Raw genomic sequence first — 20,585 nt, 5'->3', positions numbered from 1 at the left:
GATTTATGAAACACCTATTATCTTACTTCAAACCCTATATCAAGGAATCGATTTTAGCTCCCTTATTCAAGCTGTTAGAAGCTATTTTTGAGCTCTTGGTTCCCATGGTGATTGCTGGGATTGTTGACCAATCCTTGCCCCAGAGAAATCAAGGACATCTCTGGATGCAGATTGGTCTGCTCCTTATCTTTGCAGTGATTGGCGTTGTAGTGGCCTTGGTAGCTCAGTTTTACTCAGCCAAGGCAGCGGTAGGATTTGCCAAAGAACTGACAAACGACCTTTATCGTCATATTCTTTCCTTGCCCAAGGATAGCAGAGACCGTCTGACAACTTCTAGCTTGGTGACTCGCTTGACTTCGGACACCTATCAGATTCAGACTGGTATCAATCAATTCCTGCGTCTCTTTTTGCGAGCGCCTATTATCGTTTTTGGAGCCATTTTTATGGCCTATCGAATCTCAGCTGAACTGACTTTCTGGTTCTTGGTCATGGTTGTTATTTTGACCATTGTCATTGTAGGTCTTTCTCGACTGGTCAATCCTCTCTACAGCAGTCTCAGAAAGAAAACGGACCAACTGGTTCAGGAAACGCGCCAGCAATTACAAGGCATGCGGGTCATTCGTGCCTTTGGTCAAGAAAAACGAGAGTTACAGATTTTTCAAACCCTTAACCAAGTCTATGCTAGATTGCAAGAAAAGACGGGTTTCTGGTCTAGTTTATTAACCCCTCTGACTTATCTGATTGTCAATGGAACTCTCCTCGTCATCATCTGGCAGGGCTATATTTCAATTCAAGGAGGTTTGCTCAGTCAAGGTGCCCTAATTGCCCTCATCAACTACCTCTTGCAAATTTTGGTGGAATTGGTTAAGCTCGCCATGCTGATAAATTCCCTCAATCAATCCTATATCTCAGCCAAGCGAATCGAGGAAGTCTTTGCCGAAACTCCAGAAGACATTTATTCAGAGTTAGAACAAAAGCAAGCTACCAGCGAGGAGGTTTTACAAGTCCAAGAATTGACTTTTACCTATCCAGATGCAGCCCAGCCTTCTCTGAGAGACATTTCTTTTGATATGAAGCAAGGGCAAATCCTTGGTATCATTGGGGGAACAGGTTCTGGTAAATCAAGCTTGGTGCAAGTCCTACTTGGTCTTTATCCAGCAGATCAGGGAAGCATTGACCTTTATCGAGATGGACGTAGTCCTCGTAATCTTGAGCAGTGGCGGTCTTGGATTTCCTATGTGCCACAAAAGGTCGAACTCTTTAAGGGAACCATTCGTTCCAACTTGACTTTGGGTTTAAATCAAGAAGTATCTGACCAAGAACTCTGGCAGGCCTTGGAGATTGCGCAAGCTAAGGATTTTGTCAGTGAAAAGGAAGGACTCTTGGATACCACTGTTGAGGCAGGAGGTCGAAATTTCTCAGGCGGACAAAAACAAAGGTTGTCTATCGCCCGAGCAGTCTTGCGCCAAGCTCCGTTCCTTATCCTAGATGATGCGACCTCGGCCCTCGACACTATCACCGAGTCCAGGCTCTTGAAAGCTATTCGAGAAAATCTGCCAAATACGAGCTTAATCTTGATTTCTCAACGGACTTCGACACTTCAGATGGCTGACCAGATTCTCCTCTTGGAAAAAGGTGAGCTCCTAGCTATCGGCAAGCACGAGGAATTGATGCAAACTAGTCAAGTCTATCGTGAAATCAATGCATCACAGCATGGAAAGGAGAACTAGCATGAGACGACAAACTGCAAACCAGACGCTCAAACGTTTGGCAAAAGATTTATCAAGCCATCCTTTCCTCCTTTTCCTAGCCTTTCTAGGAACTATTGCCCAAGTTGGCTTATCGATTTACCTACCTATTCTGATTGGGCAGGTCATCGACCAAGTCCTAGTGGCTGGTTCTTCGCCAGTTTTTTGGCAAATTTTACTTCAGATGCTCTTGGTAGTCATAGGAAATACTCTGGTACAATGGGCCAATCCTCTTCTTTATTATCGCCTAATCTTCTCTTATACCAGAGACTTGCGAGAGCGAATCATCCATAAGCTCCACCGTTTACCGATTGCTTTTGTGGATCGGCAAGGCAGTGGCGAGATGGTCAGTCGTGTGACCACAGACATAGAACAGTTGGCGGCCGGTTTGACCATGATTTTTAATCAATTTTTTATTGGCGTCTTAATGATTTTGGTTAGTATTCTAGCTATGCTTCAAATTCATCTCCTCATGACCCTCTTGGTCTTGCTGTTGACGCCACTGTCTATGGTGATTTCACGTTTTATTGCCAAACGCTCCTATCATCTCTTCCAGAAGCAAACAGAGACGAGGGGCATTCAGACTCAGTTGATTGAAGAATCGCTTAGCCAGCAGACCATTATCCAGTCCTTTAATGCTCAGACAGAGTTTATCCAAAGACTGTATGAGGCGAATGACAACTACTCAGGCTATTCTCAGTCAGCCATCTTTTATTCTTCAACTGTCAATCCTTCGACTCGCTTTGTAAATGCGCTCATTTATGCGCTTCTAGCTGGAGTGGGAGCTTATCGTATCATGATAGGCTCTACCTTGACTATCGGGCGTTTAGTGACTTTTTTGAATTATGTCCAACAGTTCACTAAGCCCTTTAACGATATTTCCTCAGTGCTAGCTGAGTTGCAAAGTGCTCTTGCTTGCGCAGAGCGTGTCTATGCTGTCTTAGATAGCACTGAGCTGGCTGAAACTGGTAAGGAAGTCTTGACCAGTGACCAAGTTAAAGGAGCTATTTCCTTTAAACATGTCTCTTTTGGTTACCATCCTGAAAAGATTTTGATTAAGGATTTATCTATTGATATTCCAGCTGGTAGCAAGGTGGCTATTGTTGGTCCGACAGGTGCTGGAAAATCAACCCTTATCAATCTCCTCATGCGTTTTTATCCCATTAACTCGGGAGATATCTTGCTGGATGGGAAATCCATTTATGACTATAGTCGTGACTCTTTACGCCAGCAGTTTGGTATGGTGCTCCAAGAAACCTGGCTCAAGCAAGGAACCATTCATGACAATATTGCCTTTGGAAATCCTGAAGGCAGTCGGGAGCAGGTGATTACTGCTGCCAAAGCAGCCAATGCAGACTTTTTCATCCAACAGTTGCCACAGGGTTACGATACCAAGTTGGAAAATGCTGGAGAATCTCTTTCTGTCGGTCAGGCCCAGCTCTTGACCATAGCCCGAGTTTTTCTAGCTATTCCCAAGATTCTTATCTTAGACGAGGCGACGTCCTCCATTGATACGCGGACAGAAGTGCTGGTACAGGATGCCTTTGCCAAACTCATGAAAGGGCGAACAAGCTTTATTATTGCCCACCGCTTGCCTACCATACAGGATGCAGATTTGATTCTTGTCTTGGTGAATGGTGACATCGTGGAGCATGGCAATCATCAGGATCTCATGACTAGAAAGGGCAAGTATTACCAAATGCAGCAAGCTGCAGCTTTTAGCTCAGAATAAGCCTTCCTATTTTAAAATCTTATGAACGAAAAAAGTTGCCTTCGGGTTACTTTTTTGTTACAATATCTAGAAAAATTATTCACTGTAAATTGTCTTTTAGAAAAGGAGCCTAGAATGAAAGTCTTTCAGCATGTAAATATCGTGACTTGTGATCAAGATTTCCATGTTTATCTGAATGGAATCTTAGCAGTTAAGGATTCTCAAATCGTCTATGTCGGTCAAGAGAATTCAGAGATTTTAGAGCAAGCTGAGCAGATTATAGACTATCAGGGGGCCTGGATTATGCCTGGTTTGGTCAATTGTCACACCCATTCTGCTATGACAGGATTGAGAGGAATTCGAGATGATAGCAATCTCCATGAATGGCTTAATGACTATATCTGGCCAGCAGAAGCAGACTTTACACCAGAGATGACCACAAAGGCAGTCAAGCAGGCTCTGACAGAGATGCTCCAGTCGGGAACAACAACCTTCAACGATATGTATAATCCCAATGGTGTGGATATTGAGCGGATTTATCAGACAGTGAAAACTTCCAAGATGCGTTGTTATTTCTCACCAACCCTCTTTTCTTCGGAGACAGAAACAACTGCTGAGACGATAAGCAGAACTCGAGCAATCATTGAAGAAATTATTGGATATAAAAATCCAAATTTCAAGGTGATGGTAGCCCCACATTCTCCCTACAGCTGTGATAGAGACTTGCTGGCAGAAAGCTTAGATATGGCAAAAGAGCTTGCTATTCCAATCCATATCCACGTGGCGGAGACCAAGGAGGAGTCAGGAATTATCCTGAAACGATACGGCAAACGCCCCCTCGCCTTTCTTGAAGAACTGGGTTACTTAGATCATCCGTCTGTCTTTGCTCACGGGATCGAATTAAACGAGAGAGAAATTGAACGCTTGGCAACTTCTCAAGTGGCTATTGCCCACAATCCTATCAGTAACCTCAAATTGGCATCAGGGATTGCTCCCATCATCCAACTGCAAAAAGCAGGAATAGCAGTAGGAATTGCGACTGACTCGGTCGCTTCTAATAATAATTTAGACATGTTTGAGGAAGGTCGAACTGCAGCCCTTCTTCAGAAGATGAAAAGTGGGGATGCCAGCCAATTCCCTATCGAAACAGCTCTCAAAGCTCTAACGATAGAAGGTGCTAAGGTTCTTGGAATGGACGAACAGATAGGAAGTTTGGAAGTCGGCAAGCAAGCAGATTTTCTGGTCATCCAACCACAAGGGAAAATTCATCTCCAACCTCAAGAAAATATGCTTTCCCATCTGGTTTATGCTGTCAAGTCCAGTGATGTTGATGATGTCTATATTGCAGGAGAACAGGTTGTTAAGCAAGGTCAGGTCCTAACAGTAGAACTTTAAAAGAAAAATCACGAAAAAATCTTAAAAAAAGTTTGCAAAAATCTTGCATTCTTTTTTTGACTATGCTATACTTATATACGGTTTGAAAAAACTGCCTAAGACAGTAGGGGAGCTCGACTCATAAATATCCTACCGAGGACAAAACGTATCATGTAAAAAGAAGCGTATTGTACTTTCGTGTCTAGGTTTGGGCGCGTTTTTCTTTTGAAAAATTTCCCCAAGCAAAATAATAACGGAGGTGAACACACTAATGAGTGAAGCAATTATTGCTAAAAAAGCGGAACTAGTTGACGTAGTAGCTGAGAAAATGAAAGCTGCTGCATCTATCGTCGTTGTAGACGCTCGTGGTTTGACAGTTGAGCAAGATACAGTTCTTCGTCGTGAGCTTCGTGGAAGCGAAGTTGAGTATAAAGTTATTAAAAACTCAATCTTGCGTCGTGCAGCTGAAAAAGCTGGTCTTGAAGATCTTGCATCTGTATTTGTTGGACCATCTGCAGTAGCATTTTCTAACGAAGATGTTATCGCACCAGCGAAAATCTTGAACGACTTTTCTAAAAACGCTGAAGCACTTGAAATCAAAGGTGGTGCAATCGAAGGCGCTGTCGCATCTAAAGAAGAGATTCTTGCTCTTGCAACTCTTCCAAACCGCGAAGGACTTCTTTCTATGCTCCTTTCTGTACTTCAAGCGCCAGTGCGCAACGTTGCTCTTGCAGTCAAAGCGGTTGCAGACAACAAAGAAGACGCAGCTTAATCTTAAGCTACGCAGCGTAGCCTAGCTACGAAAATCTATTATAAATTTAAAACATATTTGGAGGAAATAACAATGGCATTGAACATTGAAAACATTATTGCTGAAATTAAAGAAGCTTCAATCCTTGAATTGAACGACCTTGTAAAAGCTATCGAAGAAGAATTTGGTGTAACTGCAGCTGCTCCTGTAGCTGTTGCTGCAGCTGGTGCTGCTGACGCTGGTGCTGCTAAAGATTCATTCGACGTTGAATTGACATCTGCAGGCGACAAAAAAGTTGGCGTTATCAAAGTTGTACGTGAAATCACAGGTCTTGGACTTAAAGAAGCTAAAGAACTTGTTGACGGTGCACCAGCACTTGTTAAAGAAGGCGTTGCAACTGCAGAAGCTGAAGAAATCAAAGCTAAATTGGAAGAAGCTGGAGCTTCAGTTACTCTTAAATAATAGAGCGACTACATTAGTAGCTTAAAAACATGATTAAACCGCTATTCTTAGGAGTAGCGGTTTTTCTTTTTGTTCAAGAAGGGGCAAAAAAGGGGGCGAGTAAGTAATTTTCCAACTTTTTAATTCAAGCTAAAAATCCCCAATCAGAGCGATTGAGGATTAAGCAAATGAGTCTTAAACAATACCTTGTGCAATCATAGCGTTTGCTACATTTTCAAAGGCAGCAATGTTAGCTCCTGCAAGGTAGTCTTTATCAAGACCGTATGTTTCTGAAGTTGTTTTAGCTGTGTTGAAGATGTTTGTCATGATGTCTTTGAGACGTCCATCAACTTCTTCACGAGTCCATGAAAGGCGAAGACTATTTTGGCTCATTTCAAGGGCTGAAACGGCTACACCACCAGCGTTGGCAGCTTTGGCAGGTCCGTAGAAGATACCATTTTCTTTGTAAACTTTGATGGCATCAAGGTCGCTTGGCATGTTGGCACCTTCAGATACACAGATAATGCCTTGAGCAACCAAACGTTTAGCTGCTTCACCGTTGATTTCGTTTTGAGTCGCACATGGAAGAGCGATGTCATAGTTTCCAGCGTAAGTCCATACAGAACCTTCATGATAAGTAGCGGTTGCTTTCTCAGCTGCATACTCAGTCAAACGAGCGCGACGTTTTTCTTTAACGTCAACCAAAAGATCGAAGTCGATACCATTTTCATCGATGACATAACCATTTGAATCAGATACAGAGATAACAGTTGCACCAAGTTCAGTCGCTTTTTGAAGAGCGTATTGAGCAACGTTACCAGAACCTGAAATAACAACTTTCTTACCAGCAAAGCTATTACCGTTAGCTTTGAGCATTTCTTCAGTGTAGTAAACCAAACCGTAACCAGTTGCTTCTGGACGAATCAAGCTACCACCAAATCCAAGAGGCTTACCAGTCAAGACACCAGCATCAAATTGGTTAAGGCGTTTGTATTGACCGTAAAGGTAACCAATCTCACGTCCACCAACACCGATATCACCAGCAGGTACATCAAGTGATGGGCCGATGTATTTTTGCAGTTCAGTCATGAAGCTTTGGCAGAAGCGCATCACTTCAGCATCTGTTTTACCTTTAGGATCGAAGTCTGATCCACCTTTACCTCCACCGATAGGGAGTCCAGTCAAGACGTTTTTAAAGATTTGTTCAAATCCGAGGAATTTCAAAATCCCTTGGTTTACAGTTGGGTGGAAACGAAGTCCGCCTTTGTATGGTCCAACAGCTGAGTTGAATTGAACACGGTAGCCACGGTTTACTTGAACTTTTCCATCACGGTCAACCCAAGGAACACGGAAAGAAATCACGCGCTCTGGTTCAGTAATACGTGCCAAGATATTTTCTTCTATATACTCAGGGTGTTTTTCAAATACAGGTTCCAAAGTGTTGAAAAATTCTTCGACAGCTTGGAGGAATTCAGCCTCGTGCCCGTTACGAGCTTTTACAGTTTCAAACACGCTTTGGATATATTCTTTAGCAGATGTCATATCGTTCTCCTTTTGTTGTTATATTTTATTACATGAGTCATTATAGCAGAAAATTTTTTAACTGTAAAGAGAAAAACAAAAATTTTCTAAAAATTCTATCAATTTAGTTTTGAGACTTTTTGAAAATAGATAAAAACGAACCTTTTTCTTGTAAATATCTTTCTCAAAGAGAAAATCTGAAAATGTGATATAATATTAGCAATAAAAGGAATCTGGAGGATTAGAATCATGGTATCAACGAAAACACAAATAGCTGGCTTTGAGTTTGACAATTGTTTGATGAATGCAGCAGGTGTGGCTTGTATGACGATAGAGGAGTTAGAAGGGGTTAAAAACTCAGCGGCAGGAACCTTTGTCACTAAGACAGCAACCTTGGACTTTCGTCAGGGAAATCCTGAGCCACGCTACCAAGATGTTCCACTTGGTTCTATCAACTCTATGGGCTTGCCAAATAATGGTTTAGACTATTATTTGGACTATCTTTTGGACTTGCAGGAAAAAGAGCCAAACCGAACTTTCTTTTTATCTCTAGTTGGCATGTCTCCAGAGGAAACCCATACTATTTTGAAAAAAGTCCAAGAGAGTGATTTTCGTGGTCTGACTGAGCTAAACCTCTCCTGTCCAAATGTTCCAGGAAAACCTCAGATTGCCTATGATTTTGAGACAACAGACCGGATTTTGGCAGAGGTGTTTGCCTACTTCACCAAACCTCTTGGAATTAAATTGCCACCATATTTTGACATTGTTCACTTTGACCAAGCGGCAGCTATTTTCAATAAGTATCCTCTTAAGTTTGTCAACTGCGTCAACTCTATCGGAAACGGCCTTTATATAGAAGATGAGTCTGTCGTTATTCGTCCTAAAAATGGTTTCGGTGGCATTGGTGGTGAGTATATCAAACCAACTGCTCTAGCTAATGTTCATGCCTTTTATCAACGCTTAAATCCTCAAATCCAAATCATCGGAACCGGTGGCGTTTTGACTGGTCGTGATGCCTTTGAACATATCCTCTGTGGAGCGAGTATGGTGCAGGTGGGAACCACCCTTCACAAAGAGGGAGTTGGTGCTTTTGATCGTATTACTAATGAACTGAAAGCAATCATGGCGGAAAAAGGGTACGAAAGCCTAGAAGATTTCCGTGGGAAATTGCGCTATATTGATTAAATTCATTAAAAAATTAGAAGAAAGGAGAGAAGATGCTAGCCATTGAAGAAAGCCAGAAGTTGACTTTATCAAATTTACCTAGTCTGAGCTTATTTACAGGGACAGATCAGGGTCAGTTTGAAGTTATGAAGAGTCAAGTATTGAAACAGATTGGCTATGATTCTGCTGACCTCAACTTTGCCTACTTTGATATGAAAGAAGTAGTTTACAAGGATGTGGAACTGGAGTTGGTCAGCCTTCCTTTCTTTGCGGATGAGAAAATCGTGATATTGGATCATTTTGTCGATATTACAACAGCCAAGAAACGCTTTTTAACAGATGATGAGCTCAAGTCATTTGAGGAATACCTTGACAATCCTTCTCCAACAACCAAGTTGTTGATCTTTGCGGAAGGAAAGCTGGATAGCAAAAGAAGGTTGGTTAAATTACTTAAGCGTGATGCTAAGGTCTTCGATGCAGTAGAAGCAAAAGAACAAGAATTGCGACAGTATTTCCAAAAGTGGAGCCAGAAACAAGGTCTGCAGTTTGCCAATCATTCTTTTGAAAATCTCCTTATCAAATCTGGTTTTCAATTTAGCGAAATCCAGAAAAATCTCCTCTTTTTACAGTCTTATAAGGCAGATTCTGTTATCGAGGAAGAGGATATTGTTAACGCAATTCCCAAGACCTTACAGGACAATATTTTTGATTTAACTCAGTTTATTCTGACTAAAAAGATGGACCAGGCGCGCGATTTGGTTAGAGACTTGACCTTGCAAGGTGAAGATGAAATCAAACTGATTGCAGTCATGCTAGGACAATTTCGGACTTTTACTCAGGTGAAAATTTTGGCGGAGTCTGGGCAAACAGAATCGCAGATTGGAAGTAGTTTAGGTAGTTTTCTCGGACGCAATCCAAATCCCTATCAGATTAAGTTTGCTCTGAGGGATTCACGAGGACTTTCCTTGAGCTTTTTGAAGCAAGCTATTTCTTATTTGATTGAGACAGACTATCAGATTAAGACAGGTCTTTATGAAAAGAGTTTCCTTTTTGAAAAGGCACTCCTACAGATTGCTAGTCAGGCCAATTGACATTTTTTGAAACTACAACTCGCGTCAGGATTATCTTGTCGTGGGTTTCTTGCTGATTTGCTTGTTTTATTAGAAAGTATCTCAGTGATTTCTTCATCTATAAGCAAAAAACTTGAAAAAAGTGAATGTTTGCGTTATCATTTTCATATAGAAAGAAAAAGAGGTATTACAGATGGCTATTATCTTACCAGATCTTCCATATGCATACGACGCTTTGGAACCATACATCGATGCGGAAACAATGCACTTGCACCATGACAAACACCATCAAACTTATGTCAACAATGCCAATGCAGCTCTAGAAAAACACCCTGAAATCGGTGAAGACCTTGAAGCCTTGCTTGCTGATGTAGAATCTATTCCAGCTGATATCCGTCAAGCGCTTATTAACAATGGTGGTGGACACTTGAACCATGCTCTTTTCTGGGAATTGATGACTCCTGAGAAAACAGCTCCTTCAGCAGAACTTGCAGCAGCAATTGATGCAACATTTGGTTCATTTGAAGAATTCCAAGCAGCCTTCACTGCAGCAGCAACAACTCGTTTCGGTTCTGGCTGGGCATGGTTGGTTGTTAACCAAGAGGGTAAACTTGAAGTGACTTCAACAGCAAACCAAGACACACCAATCTCAGAAGGTAAAAAACCAATCTTGGGCTTGGACGTTTGGGAACATGCTTACTACGTGAAATACCGCAACGTGCGTCCTGACTACATCAAAGCTTTCTTCTCAGTAATCAACTGGAATAAAGTAGATGAATTGTACGCAGCTGCTAAATAATGATAGTTGGAGGGAAGAATTGTTCTTCTCTTTTTAAGGTTATATTATTTTGGTCTGACAAAATCGTCAGACTTTTTTCATTTTTATGAGAAACGTGCTAACTGATAGAAATTATGGTAGAATAAAGTATTAAGTAATCGTGAAAAAAGGATATCTATGCGAAAAGAAATTGCACCTGAATTATACAACTATAACAAGTTTCCTGGTCCTGAGTTTCATTTACACGGGGACAAGGTTGAAACGGAAGGGATAGCTTTTTCCTTGGTGGAAAATATCAAGGATGCCTTTGATGTGACGGCTTTTAATCAGCGTTTTTCAGAAGTCTTAACCAAGTTTGATTATATCGTGGGAGATTGGAGCAACGAACAGCTTCGCTTACGAGGTTTTTACAAGGATGACCGAACAGAAGAAAAACTTGAAAAAATCAGTCGTTTACAAGACTACCTTTTAGAGTATTGTAGTTATGGTTGTGCCTATTTTGTCCTAGAAAATGAAGCCCCTAAGCGAGCATCATTTGACAAGAAAATGCGAAAGAAGGAAGAAGAAATACCTTCTAGAAAAGGAAAAAAACCGGCTCAAACAAAACGAAAACCGAATGCAGATAAGAAAAATAGACGTCGTCAGAAAGACCAGCATTCTCAGAAAGAGGACAAGGGGCAACGTCATTTTGTCATTCGTCAGAAGTGAGTAGAGAATAAGGAGAAGAAATGAAACCGTCAATTTATAGTTTAACACGTCAAACCATGCAGGAATGGGTTTTGGAGCAGGGAGAAAAGAAATTCCGTGCAGACCAAATCTGGGAATGGCTTTACCGTAAACGTGTCCAGTCATTTGAAGAAATGACCAACCTGTCAAAAGATTTGATTGCTAAGCTTAATGACCAGTTTGTGGTCAATCCCTTGAAACAACGTATTGTTCAAGAGTCTGCTGATGGGACAGTTAAATATCTTTTTGAATTGCCAGATGGTATGTTGATAGAGACAGTACTTATGCGTCAGCACTATGGTTTGTCAGTCTGTGTGACCACTCAGGTCGGCTGTAATATCGGTTGTACCTTCTGTGCTTCTGGTTTGATTAAGAAACAACGTGACCTCAATAATGGGGAAATTGTAGCGCAAATCATGCTGGTTCAGAAATACTTTGATGAGCGTGGTCAGGATGAACGCGTCAGCCATATCGTTGTCATGGGTATCGGTGAGCCTTTTGATAACTATAACAATGTCTTGAATTTCGTTCGTACCATCAATGATGACAAGGGAATGGCTATCGGTGCTCGTCACATTACGGTTTCAACCTCAGGTTTGGCCCATAAAATTCGTGATTTTGCTAATGAAGGAGTTCAGGTCAATCTGGCTGTTTCCCTTCACGCACCCAATAATGAATTGCGCTCAAGCATCATGAAGATTAACCGTGCCTTTCCGATTGAAAAACTCTTTGCTGCTATTGAGTACTACATCGAAACAACAAATCGTCGTGTGACCTTTGAGTATATCATGCTCAATGAAGTCAATGATGGTGTAGAACAAGCCTTGGAATTGGCTGAATTGCTCAAGAATATCAAGAAATTGTCTTATGTAAACTTGATTCCTTATAACCCAGTTAGTGAGCATGACCAATATAGCCGTAGTCCTAAAGAGCGCGTCCTGGCCTTCTATGATACGCTTAAGAAAAAAGGGGTTAACTGTGTTGTTCGTCAAGAGCATGGTACTGATATTGATGCAGCTTGTGGACAATTGCGCTCTAATACAATGAAACGTGACCGCCAGAAAGCAGTTGCAGCAGTCAATCCTTAATGATGAAGAAGACTTATAATCATATTTTGGTCTGGGGAGTCATTTTCTATAGCATTTGCATTGTCTATTTTTGCTTTACTCCTCAAGAACATTCTCCCGTAGGAGTGGAAACTCCAGGTATTCAGCATCTTGGACGCCTGGTTTTTCTTTTGACTCCTTTCAATTCTCTCTGGAAACTGGGCGAAGTGAGTGACATAGGACAATTATGTTGGCTTTTTCTACAAAATATCCTCAATGCCTTCTTACTTTTTCCTTTGATATTCCAACTCCTTTATCTCCTTCCAAACTTGAGGCAAATAAGAAAAGTGATCTTTTTCAGTTTTCTTGTGAGTCTTGGAATTGAGTGTACGCAGTTAGTCTTGGACTTTTTCTTTGATTTCAATCGCGTCTTTGAGATTGATGATTTGTGGACCAACACCTTAGGTGGCTATCTGGCTTGGCTCCTCTATAAACAATTACCTAAAAATAAGATAAGGAATTAAAATGAGTATTTTAGAAGTTAAAAATCTGAGTCACGGTTTTGGTGACCGTGCAATTTTTGAAGATGTGTCTTTCCGTCTCCTCAAGGGAGAACATATCGGTCTGGTCGGTGCCAATGGTGAAGGAAAATCGACCTTTATGAGTATTGTGACTGGTAAGATGTTGCCAGATGAAGGGAAGGTTGAGTGGTCCAAATATGTGACGGCAGGTTACTTGGATCAGCACTCTGTCCTTGCTGAAGGGCAGTCGGTGCGCGATGTTCTCCGTACGGCCTTTGATGAGCTATTCAAAGCTGAAGCTCGTATCAATGACCTTTATATGGAAATGGCTGAAGACGGAGCGGACGTTGATGCTCTCATGGAAGAAGTTGGAGAACTCCAAGATCGTTTGGAGAGTCGTGATTTCTATACCTTGGATGCCAAAATTGACGAAGTGGCGCGTGCTCTTGGTGTCATGGACTTTGGCATGGATACAGATGTAACCTCTTTGTCAGGTGGGCAAAGAACCAAGGTACTTTTGGCTAAACTCCTCCTTGAAAAGCCTGATATCTTGCTTTTGGACGAGCCGACCAACTACTTGGATGCTGAGCATATTGATTGGCTCAAGCGCTATCTCCAAAACTATGAGAATGCCTTTGTCCTTATTTCACACGATATTCCATTCCTAAATGACGTTATCAATATTGTTTACCATGTGGAAAATCAACAGCTGACGCGTTACTCTGGTGACTACTACCAGTTCCAAGAAGTCTATGCCATGAAGAAATCTCAGCTGGAGGCTGCCTACGAACGTCAGCAGAAAGAGATTGCCGACCTCAAGGACTTCGTCGCTCGAAACAAAGCGCGTGTTGCAACACGAAATATGGCCATGTCTCGTCAGAAGAAATTGGATAAGATGGATATTATCGAACTCCAAAGTGAGAAACCAAAGCCATCCTTTGATTTCAAATCAGCTCGTACGCCAGGGCGCTTTATCTTCCAAGCCAAGGATTTGCAGATTGGTTATGACCGTCCTCTGACTAAGCCTTTAAATCTTACCTTTGAACGCAATCAAAAGGTTGCTATTATCGGTGCCAACGGTATCGGGAAAACAACTCTCTTGAAGTCTCTCTTGGGTATTATTCCACCAATTGCTGGGGAAGTTGAACGTGGTGACTACCTAGAACTTGGTTATTTTGAGCAGGAAGTAGAAGGGGGCAATCGTCAAACGCCACTAGAGGCCGTCTGGAATGCCTTTCCTGCCCTTAACCAAGCAGAAGTTCGTGCAGCCCTTGCCCGATGTGGTCTGACAACCAAGCATATTGAAAGCCAGATTCAGGTCTTGTCAGGTGGGGAACAAGCCAAGGTTCGTTTCTGTCTCTTGATGAATCGTGAAAACAACGTTTTAGTGCTGGACGAACCGACTAACCACCTGGATGTGGATGCCAAGGATGAACTCAAACGTGCTCTTAAAGAATACAAGGGATCGATTCTTATGGTCTGTCACGAACCAGACTTCTATGATGGCTGGATGGACCAAATCTGGGATTTTAATAGTTTAACTTAAGAATGAGAGTAAAAGAAATACAGTACCGAATGTGGATACTGTATTTTTTGGTTTTTAAGATTTAAAATTGTAGTCTTTCACCACTTCGATGCTGTCGATTGTGATAGCAGTAGTTGGTTTGTCTTTTTCATCTTTTTCTGCTTTGGCAATCTTATCTACAACATCCATACCGTCAACCACTTGGCCAAAGACTGGGTGTTTACCATCTAGACTAGGATTTCCACCATCTTTGTAGGCTTCGATGATTTTCTTTGGATACTTGCTTGTAGGGAGTTTAGCAGAGGTATCTGTAGAGTTTTGGTTGATGAAGAACTGGCTGCCATTGGTGTTTGGTTGACCAGTATTAGCCATAGCAAGAGCACCACGGATGTTATAGAGATAAGGAGTAATCTCGTTTTTGAAACCAGTTCCCTTGTCTTTAGTCTTATCCTTGTCATGCCAGATGGACTGACCACCTGTACCGTCGCCTTTTGGATCTCCAGTTTGAACCATGAAGCCATCGATGACACGGTGGAAGGTAATGCCGTTATAGTAGCCTTCTTTGGAATGAGTGAGGAAGTTTTCAACCGCTAGAGGAGCGAGTTTGGGGAAGAGTTTGATACGGATATCTCCTTGACTTGTGTGGAGAATCACTTCAGCCTCGTCTTCAGCTACTTCTTTAGATAGTTGTGGGAAATTTGCGTTTTCGTTTGTTAAAGCATCGTTTAACTCCTTGGTAGATTGGGCTGCTGCTTTGGAGCTTTCCTCAGCAGCAAGACTGGAATCAACATAGTCATCACCACGCAGACTACGTTGGATGCTGCTACACCCAGCTAGGGCTATAGTGGATAGTAAAAGAAGGGTTGCTAGTTTTTTCATTCTGTTCCTCTCAAAAATTTATTTCTACCATTGTACCCTAAAAGGAAGTGGATTTCAAATGTTAGTGACAAGACAGTTTAAGAGGAAGCCAACCTGAAAGTCGCTTGTTTAGAGGTATCAATACCATAAGTGTACTCGAAGTATTTAGGAAACCAGATCTTAAGAAAGCTCGTAAAGCATCACAATTAGTAAACGTTAATTCGAAAGAATTACTATATTTTAAAAGAGCACATTTTCAAAGGATTTTTTCTTTTGGCTTCAATTCCTAATTAGTCAATGAACTTAATACTAGGTCTCGAAAAGAATTATGCTTCCTCTTTCTGTCTGAGTTCAAAGAGGTCTTCTACTTTCAGATTAAAAACTTGAGCAATTTTAAGAGCCATTTCCAGCGAAGGATTGTAACGGTTATTTTCCAAGTGCAGAATTGTCTCGCGTCGCATGCCGATGAGGTCGGCTAACTCCTGCTGGGTCATGCCTGTGGACTCACGAACAGATTTGAGATTAGTAATAATCTTGCTTTCTTTGGCCATGCTTATCCTCTACGTTCCAAGATAAAATAGACAACCGCAAAGATGAAAATCAAGGCAGCTATGCTAATAAATATCTGTCCCATGTAAAGAGTGAGAGACCCCATATACCCAATGATAACTGCTAGTATCATCAGTGCGCCTAGTATAAAAAAAAACATCAAGCTAGCTGCCTTGGCTAAATTAGCATAAAAGCGTTCGTCCGGAGTTTCCTTGACATTTTTCAAGGAGAAAAAAACAAATACAATCACTTCAATAACGAGGCCAATTCCTAAAATCCATTCTTTAATACCAGAACTTTCGCTTGGGTTCGCAACCCAAATTCCTACTGTATAAAAAATGCTTGCTGCAAACACAAGTATCGCGTAAAGCTTAGCAGACAAGTCAAAAATAATCTTTCCCTTACCTTTCTGACTTTTATGAGGCCGTGGTTTCCTATGTAGCCAGCCCCAAATAGCTACAATTTGACCTAACACTGAAATACCAGTAATAACTAACTTGGGTCCCCAACTAAGATTAGAACCAAATAAAACAGTAAAATCAATAAAGAGAGCTACGGCAATCACTGCAATGAGGCCACGCATTTTTTGACTTTTTTTCATGATAGACTCCTTTTTTATGTTATAAATATATAACACTTAAATTTTATGTTATAAATATATCACATTTAAATCTGGAAAGCAAGAATTTATGTGCCAAGGTGGCAATTTTTTGGAAAATCTAGATACTGTATGAATCTCTACTTTTTTTCTTAGACTGTTATAAAGTCTGTCAGAATAAGCTTTGTAGGTGTAGAAGTTAATTTTTACAGACCTAAACTATTCCCCTATTTATAATCTATTGATTCATATTTTTTGAAATCAATCAGTAGATATCGTTCTTAAAATTCTTGATATTTAGCTTGGGAACGGGCTTGGGATTTAGGAGCCAAGTATCCAAATCACGTTCAGGCGATATGAAGGGTTTGAGTTGATGGTCTTTATAAAATGTTTCTAAAATAGTATTTATGACATTCTCTTTCTGATTTTTCTTTAAAAATATAACAAATTTCTGAATGGTTTAAAAATTTTATAGTCTGTCAAGTTTTTTTCTTGACACCTATCAGAAATCTGTTATAATAGAACATGTGCTAAATAGCTCAGCTATTTCACCGAAATAAAAAATAAGAAAAGAGACTTTAAAAATGGCAGTTAAAATCCGTTTGACTCGTATGGGTTCTAAGAAAAAACCTTTCTACCGTATCAACGTAGCAGATTCACGTTCACCACGTGACGGACGTTTCATCGAAACAGTTGGAACTTACAACCCACTTGTTGCTGAAAACCAAGTAACTTTGAAAGAAGACCGCGTTCTTGCATGGTTGGCTGATGGAGCTCAACCTTCAGATACAGTTCGCAACATCCTTTCAAAAGAAGGCGTATTGAAAAAATTCCACGATTCTAAATTCTCAAAATAAGTTTAAAGTAGGTTGACAGATGGATACGATTGAAAATCTCATTATTGCGATTGTGAAACCCTTGATTTCACAACCAGATGCCTTAACTATCAAGATTGAAGATACACCAGAATTTTTGGAATATCATTTGGATCTTGATCAAAGCGATGTGGGTCGTGTAATCGGTCGTAAGGGTCGCACTATTTCTGCGATAAGAACGATTGTCTACTCTGTCCCAACTGAAGACAAAAAAGTAAGAATCGTTATTGACGAAAAATAAGAAGGGCGGGACGAATGTCTCGCTTTTTTTGCAAGGAACAGGATATGAAGGATTTAACGTTTAGACAATTACAAGACTACTTACTGGAACATTACCAGCAGTCTCGGACTGAGGAAGGTCTTTTTATGAAGTTAGTGGAGGAAGTCGGAGAAGTAGCTGAGGTTTTGAATGGTCGTTCTGGTAGAAAAGAGGGCGTTCAGGATTCTAACGAGGAACTAGCAAAAGAACTGGCTGATGTCATTCACTACACCGTCGCAATCGCAGCCATCAACGATATAGATCTAACCAAGATCATTTTTGAAAAAGACAAAAAGGCGGCTATCAAATATCAGCATGAGCGTGATTTGGAAGGATTTTTGAAAGAAAACTGAAAAAAGAATGAATATTGATTGTGTTTTTAACATAGATTGGTCAATGTATATTGATTGGCTATTACGAATTTTACAAATTGCGACATTTATTGCTGTGATGATAAAGATAACTTTCCAAAATAAGGTTTATATCAATAATATTGAAATCAAGGAAATTAAACCATTCGAGGTTGAATCTTTACATACAAATTTTCACTATATTCATGAATTTACACATAATATAAGTAGCAAACCTTTTAATCATTTGATTTTTTATCCCAAAGAAGTTGATATTGAAATAGTAGAATTTTATTCTTTAAACTATGATTCAAGAAACGATTGTTTGATTGTAAATAATAAACTGCATACAGTTAAAAATTTAAAGAATTATACATGCTTATTGATTCATACAAATTTACCAGAGAATATGCCTAGTTTAAGAATGAAATGGAAAACAAGTCAGGGTGAAATTGGGGAATATACATTTTATAGCAATATGTATAACGGGAATGTAAATATCTCATCTTTCAAATATAAATTAACATTAAAGAGGAAAATATTAGCACTTTTTGGACTATAGCGGGCCCTCTATGTATTTTCCTCTAACTTGAGAAAATCCTTGGAACGTGTTAAAATAAAGGATAAGGATTTTTAATAATTCATTATATAGAACGAGTGGATTTCTCTATGAAGAGGATTGAAGTATCTACAGAAATTGGTAGTCTCTCTGTTACTTATCAAAAGCAAAAGAAAATGCTAGTTTGTTTAAGTGGTGCAGGTTTACTACCAAGTTATGAAAATTTTTCACTTATACTTGAAAAACTTCCTCCTACAATTGGTTATTTGACAATTGATTTTCCGAACACAGGTAGGAGTCCGATTCATGACCAAGCTGGAAAAAATCTAGATAATCTTGCAGATGCGGTTTATGAAGTACTTGAAGAATTAGGGATTTCTGAATATATACTTTGTGTACATAGTTTGAGTGGAATTTTAGCTTGTAAATTGCTCAACAAACCAATTAAGTGTCAGGCTTTAGTAGCAATGGAACCGACAACTAAAAAAGTCATGTTTGCTGATTTTTCAGAAAATCCTTATCCAGAAATGGAAGAGCAGATGAGACTGATTGACGAGTATGGTCCTGAACTTTATTTTAAGAACTTAACTCAAGCAACATTTAGCCCTGAAATTAATAAAGAAATATGGAAAATAATGCAAGAAAAAGGTTCAGAGTTGGAAAATCAAGATCCAGGATTTCAGATATCTGGAGAGATTACTGAGGAAGATTTTGAGAATGTATCTATAGAATCTTATATTCCTGTGTTTATTTTTTGTCAGGCTTATAGAGAAAAAGAGTACAGAGAATCAGAATATTGGACTTCCAATACTAAACTCATTTTAGGAGGGAATAACCATTATTTACAATGGTCAGAATCAGAAAAAATTGCGACTATTATTCGAGAATTGTCAGAATAAGATGGAAAGAAGGAGACTACAGGAGACAAGATGAACTACTTTAATGTTGGGAAAATCGTCAATACGCAAGGATTGCAGGGTGAGATGCGAGTCTTGTCTGTGACGGATTTTGCAGAAGAACGGTTTAAAAAAGGGGCTGAGCTGGCCTTGTTTGATGAAAAAGATCAGTTTGTTCAAACAGTAACTATTGCTAGCCACCGTAAACAGAAGAACTTTGACATCATTAAATTCAAAGATATGTACCATATCAACGCTATCGAAAAGTACAAAGGATACAGTCTCAAGGTTGCTGAGGACGATTTGGACGATCTAGATGATGGTGAATTCTACTATCACGAGATTATCGGTTTGGAAGTCTACGAGGGTGATAACTTGGTCGGAACCATCAAGGAAATCCTACAACCAGGTGCTAACGATGTCTGGGTGGTCAAACGAAAAGGCAAGCGTGATTTGTTATTGCCTTATATCCCACCAGTGGTTCTCAATGTCGATATTCCAAATAACCGCGTCGATGTGGAAATCTTAGAAGGGTTAGACGATGAAAATTGATATTTTAACCCTCTTTCCAGAGATGTTCTCTCCACTGGAGCACTCAATTGTTGGAAAGGCTCGTGAAAAAGGGCTCTTGGATATTCAGTATCATAATTTTCGAGAATATGCTGAAAAGGCCCGCCATGTCGACGATGAGCCATACGGAGGCGGACAGGGGATGTTGCTCCGAGCCCAACCTATTTTCGATGCCTTTGATGCTATTGAAAAGAAAAATCCGCGCGTGATTCTCCTTGATCCTGCAGGGAAGAAATTTGATCAGACTTATGCTGAGGATTTGGCTCAAGAGGAAGAACTAATCTTTATCTGCGGGCACTACGAGGGTTATGATGAGCGCATTAAGACCTTGGTGACAGATGAGATTTCTCTAGGCGACTATGTCTTGACTGGAGGAGAATTGGCGGCCATGACCATGATTGATGCTACAGTTCGCCTGATTCCAGAAGTGATTGGCAAGGAATCTAGCCACCAAGATGATAGTTTTTCTTCTGGTCTTCTTGAATATCCTCAGTATACACGTCCTTATGATTATCGAGGTATGGTCGTACCAGATGTTCTGATGAGCGGGCACCATGAAAAGATTCGTCAGTGGCGACTGTATGAGAGTTTAAAGAAAACCTACGAGCGCAGACCGGATTTATTAGAAAATTATCAACTGACAGCAGAAGAAGAAAAAATGCTGGCAGAAATTAAAGAAAACAAAGAATAAAGGA

At 40.3% G+C, this 20,585-nt stretch carries 23 protein-coding genes and 1 other annotated feature; of the genes, 19 read left to right on the top strand and 4 right to left on the bottom strand.

What is annotated here, in order from left to right:
• The first annotated feature begins 5 nt into the window (after positions 1-5).
• From RYK12_RS01160 to rplL, 5 genes are all read left to right on the top strand, one after another.
• The gene (locus RYK12_RS01160) at positions 6-1,730 is read left to right on the top strand and encodes an ABC transporter ATP-binding protein (protein WP_314846503.1); all 1,725 of its coding nucleotides are present in this window, start codon (positions 6-8) and stop codon (positions 1,728-1,730) included.
• Between the two features lies 1 nt (position 1,731).
• Positions 1,732-3,480, top strand: a complete 1,749-nt coding sequence (locus RYK12_RS01155; protein ID WP_314846501.1) for an ABC transporter ATP-binding protein — start codon at positions 1,732-1,734, stop codon at positions 3,478-3,480.
• A gap of 114 nt (positions 3,481-3,594) precedes the next feature.
• Entirely contained in the window at positions 3,595-4,854 is a 1,260-nt protein-coding gene (locus tag RYK12_RS01150; protein ID WP_125442859.1) for a TRZ/ATZ family protein, read from the top strand.
• Between the two features lie 76 nt (positions 4,855-4,930).
• Positions 4,931-5,066, top strand: a sequence feature (ribosomal protein L10 leader region).
• 38 nt (positions 5,067-5,104) lie between these two features.
• Positions 5,105-5,605: a 50S ribosomal protein L10 gene (gene rplJ, locus RYK12_RS01145; protein ID WP_001287277.1), complete on the top strand. Its 501-nt coding sequence runs from the start codon at positions 5,105-5,107 to the stop codon at positions 5,603-5,605.
• A gap of 72 nt (positions 5,606-5,677) precedes the next feature.
• Positions 5,678-6,046 carry a 50S ribosomal protein L7/L12 gene (rplL, locus tag RYK12_RS01140; RefSeq protein WP_001196965.1) on the top strand — a complete coding sequence of 123 codons (369 nt, stop codon included), beginning with the start codon at positions 5,678-5,680 and terminating at the stop codon, positions 6,044-6,046.
• A 174-nt stretch (positions 6,047-6,220) separates the two neighbouring features.
• Here the strand turns inward: rplL and gdhA are convergent, their stop codons facing one another.
• Positions 6,221-7,567 (bottom strand): NADP-specific glutamate dehydrogenase, encoded by a 1,347-nt coding sequence (gene gdhA / locus RYK12_RS01135; RefSeq protein ID WP_060628555.1) that lies wholly within the window; start codon positions 7,565-7,567, stop codon positions 6,221-6,223.
• Between the two features lie 228 nt (positions 7,568-7,795).
• Here gdhA and RYK12_RS01130 point away from each other — a divergent pair, with 228 nt between their 5' ends.
• From RYK12_RS01130 to RYK12_RS01100, 7 genes are all read left to right on the top strand, one after another.
• A complete protein-coding gene (locus RYK12_RS01130) occupies positions 7,796-8,731 on the top strand; it encodes a dihydroorotate oxidase (RefSeq protein WP_314846499.1) in 936 nt (311 codons plus the stop codon).
• Between the two features lie 32 nt (positions 8,732-8,763).
• The gene (holA, locus tag RYK12_RS01125; protein WP_314846498.1) at positions 8,764-9,801 is read left to right on the top strand and encodes a DNA polymerase III subunit delta; all 1,038 of its coding nucleotides are present in this window, start codon (positions 8,764-8,766) and stop codon (positions 9,799-9,801) included.
• Positions 9,802-9,973: 172 nt separating this feature from the next.
• On the top strand, positions 9,974-10,579 hold the full coding sequence (gene sodA / locus RYK12_RS01120) for a superoxide dismutase SodA (protein WP_314846497.1): 606 nt from the start codon (positions 9,974-9,976) through the stop codon (positions 10,577-10,579).
• A gap of 156 nt (positions 10,580-10,735) precedes the next feature.
• Entirely contained in the window at positions 10,736-11,266 is a 531-nt protein-coding gene (locus RYK12_RS01115; protein WP_261016541.1) for a YutD family protein, read from the top strand.
• A gap of 20 nt (positions 11,267-11,286) precedes the next feature.
• Complete coding sequence (gene rlmN, locus RYK12_RS01110) at positions 11,287-12,372, top strand: 23S rRNA (adenine(2503)-C(2))-methyltransferase RlmN (RefSeq protein ID WP_000804760.1); 1,086 nt, start codon at positions 11,287-11,289, stop codon at positions 12,370-12,372.
• On the top strand, positions 12,372-12,854 hold the full coding sequence (locus RYK12_RS01105; RefSeq protein ID WP_314846496.1) for a VanZ family protein: 483 nt from the start codon (positions 12,372-12,374) through the stop codon (positions 12,852-12,854). Before rlmN ends, RYK12_RS01105 begins: the two co-directional genes overlap by 1 nt.
• A gap of 1 nt (position 12,855) precedes the next feature.
• Complete coding sequence (locus tag RYK12_RS01100) at positions 12,856-14,397, top strand: ABC-F family ATP-binding cassette domain-containing protein (protein ID WP_314846495.1); 1,542 nt, start codon at positions 12,856-12,858, stop codon at positions 14,395-14,397.
• Positions 14,398-14,451: 54 nt separating this feature from the next.
• On the opposite strand, the gene RYK12_RS01095 is transcribed toward RYK12_RS01100, so the two are convergent.
• The 3 genes from RYK12_RS01095 to RYK12_RS01085 all read right to left on the bottom strand — a co-directional run bounded on the left by RYK12_RS01095 (position 14,452) and on the right by RYK12_RS01085 (position 16,384).
• Positions 14,452-15,255 carry a peptidylprolyl isomerase gene (locus tag RYK12_RS01095; RefSeq protein ID WP_314846494.1) on the bottom strand — a complete coding sequence of 268 codons (804 nt, stop codon included), beginning with the start codon at positions 15,253-15,255 and terminating at the stop codon, positions 14,452-14,454.
• Positions 15,256-15,560: 305 nt separating this feature from the next.
• Complete coding sequence (locus RYK12_RS01090; RefSeq protein WP_001041097.1) at positions 15,561-15,785, bottom strand: helix-turn-helix transcriptional regulator; 225 nt, start codon at positions 15,783-15,785, stop codon at positions 15,561-15,563.
• 2 nt (positions 15,786-15,787) lie between these two features.
• The gene (locus RYK12_RS01085; protein ID WP_314846493.1) at positions 15,788-16,384 is read right to left on the bottom strand and encodes a DUF3796 domain-containing protein; all 597 of its coding nucleotides are present in this window, start codon (positions 16,382-16,384) and stop codon (positions 15,788-15,790) included.
• Positions 16,385-16,965: 581 nt separating this feature from the next.
• Between RYK12_RS01085 and rpsP the strand changes: the two genes are divergently transcribed.
• The 7 genes from rpsP to trmD all read left to right on the top strand — a co-directional run bounded on the left by rpsP (position 16,966) and on the right by trmD (position 20,581).
• Positions 16,966-17,238 carry a 30S ribosomal protein S16 gene (gene rpsP / locus RYK12_RS01080; RefSeq protein WP_000268760.1) on the top strand — a complete coding sequence of 91 codons (273 nt, stop codon included), beginning with the start codon at positions 16,966-16,968 and terminating at the stop codon, positions 17,236-17,238.
• A gap of 19 nt (positions 17,239-17,257) precedes the next feature.
• Positions 17,258-17,497: an RNA-binding protein KphA gene (gene kphA / locus RYK12_RS01075; RefSeq protein WP_000379617.1), complete on the top strand. Its 240-nt coding sequence runs from the start codon at positions 17,258-17,260 to the stop codon at positions 17,495-17,497.
• 44 nt (positions 17,498-17,541) lie between these two features.
• On the top strand, positions 17,542-17,868 hold the full coding sequence (locus RYK12_RS01070) for a MazG nucleotide pyrophosphohydrolase domain-containing protein (protein ID WP_247927926.1): 327 nt from the start codon (positions 17,542-17,544) through the stop codon (positions 17,866-17,868).
• Between the two features lie 7 nt (positions 17,869-17,875).
• Positions 17,876-18,427, top strand: coding sequence for a hypothetical protein (locus RYK12_RS01065; RefSeq protein ID WP_247927782.1), 552 nt, complete (start codon positions 17,876-17,878; stop codon positions 18,425-18,427).
• Positions 18,428-18,534: 107 nt separating this feature from the next.
• Positions 18,535-19,323, top strand: a complete 789-nt coding sequence (locus RYK12_RS01060; protein ID WP_247927783.1) for an alpha/beta fold hydrolase — start codon at positions 18,535-18,537, stop codon at positions 19,321-19,323.
• A 30-nt stretch (positions 19,324-19,353) separates the two neighbouring features.
• The gene (gene rimM, locus RYK12_RS01055; protein WP_247927784.1) at positions 19,354-19,872 is read left to right on the top strand and encodes a ribosome maturation factor RimM; all 519 of its coding nucleotides are present in this window, start codon (positions 19,354-19,356) and stop codon (positions 19,870-19,872) included.
• On the top strand, positions 19,862-20,581 hold the full coding sequence (gene trmD / locus RYK12_RS01050; RefSeq protein ID WP_247927785.1) for a tRNA (guanosine(37)-N1)-methyltransferase TrmD: 720 nt from the start codon (positions 19,862-19,864) through the stop codon (positions 20,579-20,581). Before rimM ends, trmD begins: the two co-directional genes overlap by 11 nt.
• Positions 20,582-20,585 lie beyond the last annotated feature (4 nt).

Source organism: uncultured Streptococcus sp. (assembly GCF_963518475.1).
Classification (GTDB): domain Bacteria; phylum Bacillota; class Bacilli; order Lactobacillales; family Streptococcaceae; genus Streptococcus.
This window is presented reverse-complemented; position numbering and strand designations above follow the sequence as displayed.

Bases quoted from the DNA above. Each gene is read 5' to 3' on its own strand.
- RYK12_RS01095 (WP_314846494.1), bottom strand. From the start codon at position 15,255: ATGAAAAAACTAGCAACCCTTCTTTTACTATCCACTATAGCCCTAGCT.
- RYK12_RS01100 (WP_314846495.1), top strand. From the start codon at position 12,856: ATGAGTATTTTAGAAGTTAAAAATCTGAGTCACGGTTTTGGTGACCGT.
- RYK12_RS01060 (WP_247927783.1), top strand. From the start codon at position 18,535: ATGAAGAGGATTGAAGTATCTACAGAAATTGGTAGTCTCTCTGTTACT.
- RYK12_RS01155 (WP_314846501.1), top strand. From the start codon at position 1,732: ATGAGACGACAAACTGCAAACCAGACGCTCAAACGTTTGGCAAAAGAT.
- gdhA (WP_060628555.1), bottom strand. From the start codon at position 7,567: ATGACATCTGCTAAAGAATATATCCAAAGCGTGTTTGAAACTGTAAAA.
- RYK12_RS01115 (WP_261016541.1), top strand. From the start codon at position 10,736: ATGCGAAAAGAAATTGCACCTGAATTATACAACTATAACAAGTTTCCT.
- rimM (WP_247927784.1), top strand. From the start codon at position 19,354: ATGAACTACTTTAATGTTGGGAAAATCGTCAATACGCAAGGATTGCAG.
- RYK12_RS01065 (WP_247927782.1), top strand. From the start codon at position 17,876: ATGAATATTGATTGTGTTTTTAACATAGATTGGTCAATGTATATTGAT.
- RYK12_RS01085 (WP_314846493.1), bottom strand. From the start codon at position 16,384: ATGAAAAAAAGTCAAAAAATGCGTGGCCTCATTGCAGTGATTGCCGTA.
- kphA (WP_000379617.1), top strand. From the start codon at position 17,258: ATGGATACGATTGAAAATCTCATTATTGCGATTGTGAAACCCTTGATT.
- RYK12_RS01070 (WP_247927926.1), top strand. From the start codon at position 17,542: ATGAAGGATTTAACGTTTAGACAATTACAAGACTACTTACTGGAACAT.
- RYK12_RS01160 (WP_314846503.1), top strand. From the start codon at position 6: ATGAAACACCTATTATCTTACTTCAAACCCTATATCAAGGAATCGATT.
- RYK12_RS01130 (WP_314846499.1), top strand. From the start codon at position 7,796: ATGGTATCAACGAAAACACAAATAGCTGGCTTTGAGTTTGACAATTGT.
- RYK12_RS01150 (WP_125442859.1), top strand. From the start codon at position 3,595: ATGAAAGTCTTTCAGCATGTAAATATCGTGACTTGTGATCAAGATTTC.
- rpsP (WP_000268760.1), top strand. From the start codon at position 16,966: ATGGCAGTTAAAATCCGTTTGACTCGTATGGGTTCTAAGAAAAAACCT.
- rlmN (WP_000804760.1), top strand. From the start codon at position 11,287: ATGAAACCGTCAATTTATAGTTTAACACGTCAAACCATGCAGGAATGG.
- rplJ (WP_001287277.1), top strand. From the start codon at position 5,105: ATGAGTGAAGCAATTATTGCTAAAAAAGCGGAACTAGTTGACGTAGTA.
- holA (WP_314846498.1), top strand. From the start codon at position 8,764: ATGCTAGCCATTGAAGAAAGCCAGAAGTTGACTTTATCAAATTTACCT.
- rplL (WP_001196965.1), top strand. From the start codon at position 5,678: ATGGCATTGAACATTGAAAACATTATTGCTGAAATTAAAGAAGCTTCA.
- RYK12_RS01105 (WP_314846496.1), top strand. From the start codon at position 12,372: ATGATGAAGAAGACTTATAATCATATTTTGGTCTGGGGAGTCATTTTC.
- RYK12_RS01090 (WP_001041097.1), bottom strand. From the start codon at position 15,785: ATGGCCAAAGAAAGCAAGATTATTACTAATCTCAAATCTGTTCGTGAG.
- trmD (WP_247927785.1), top strand. From the start codon at position 19,862: ATGAAAATTGATATTTTAACCCTCTTTCCAGAGATGTTCTCTCCACTG.
- sodA (WP_314846497.1), top strand. From the start codon at position 9,974: ATGGCTATTATCTTACCAGATCTTCCATATGCATACGACGCTTTGGAA.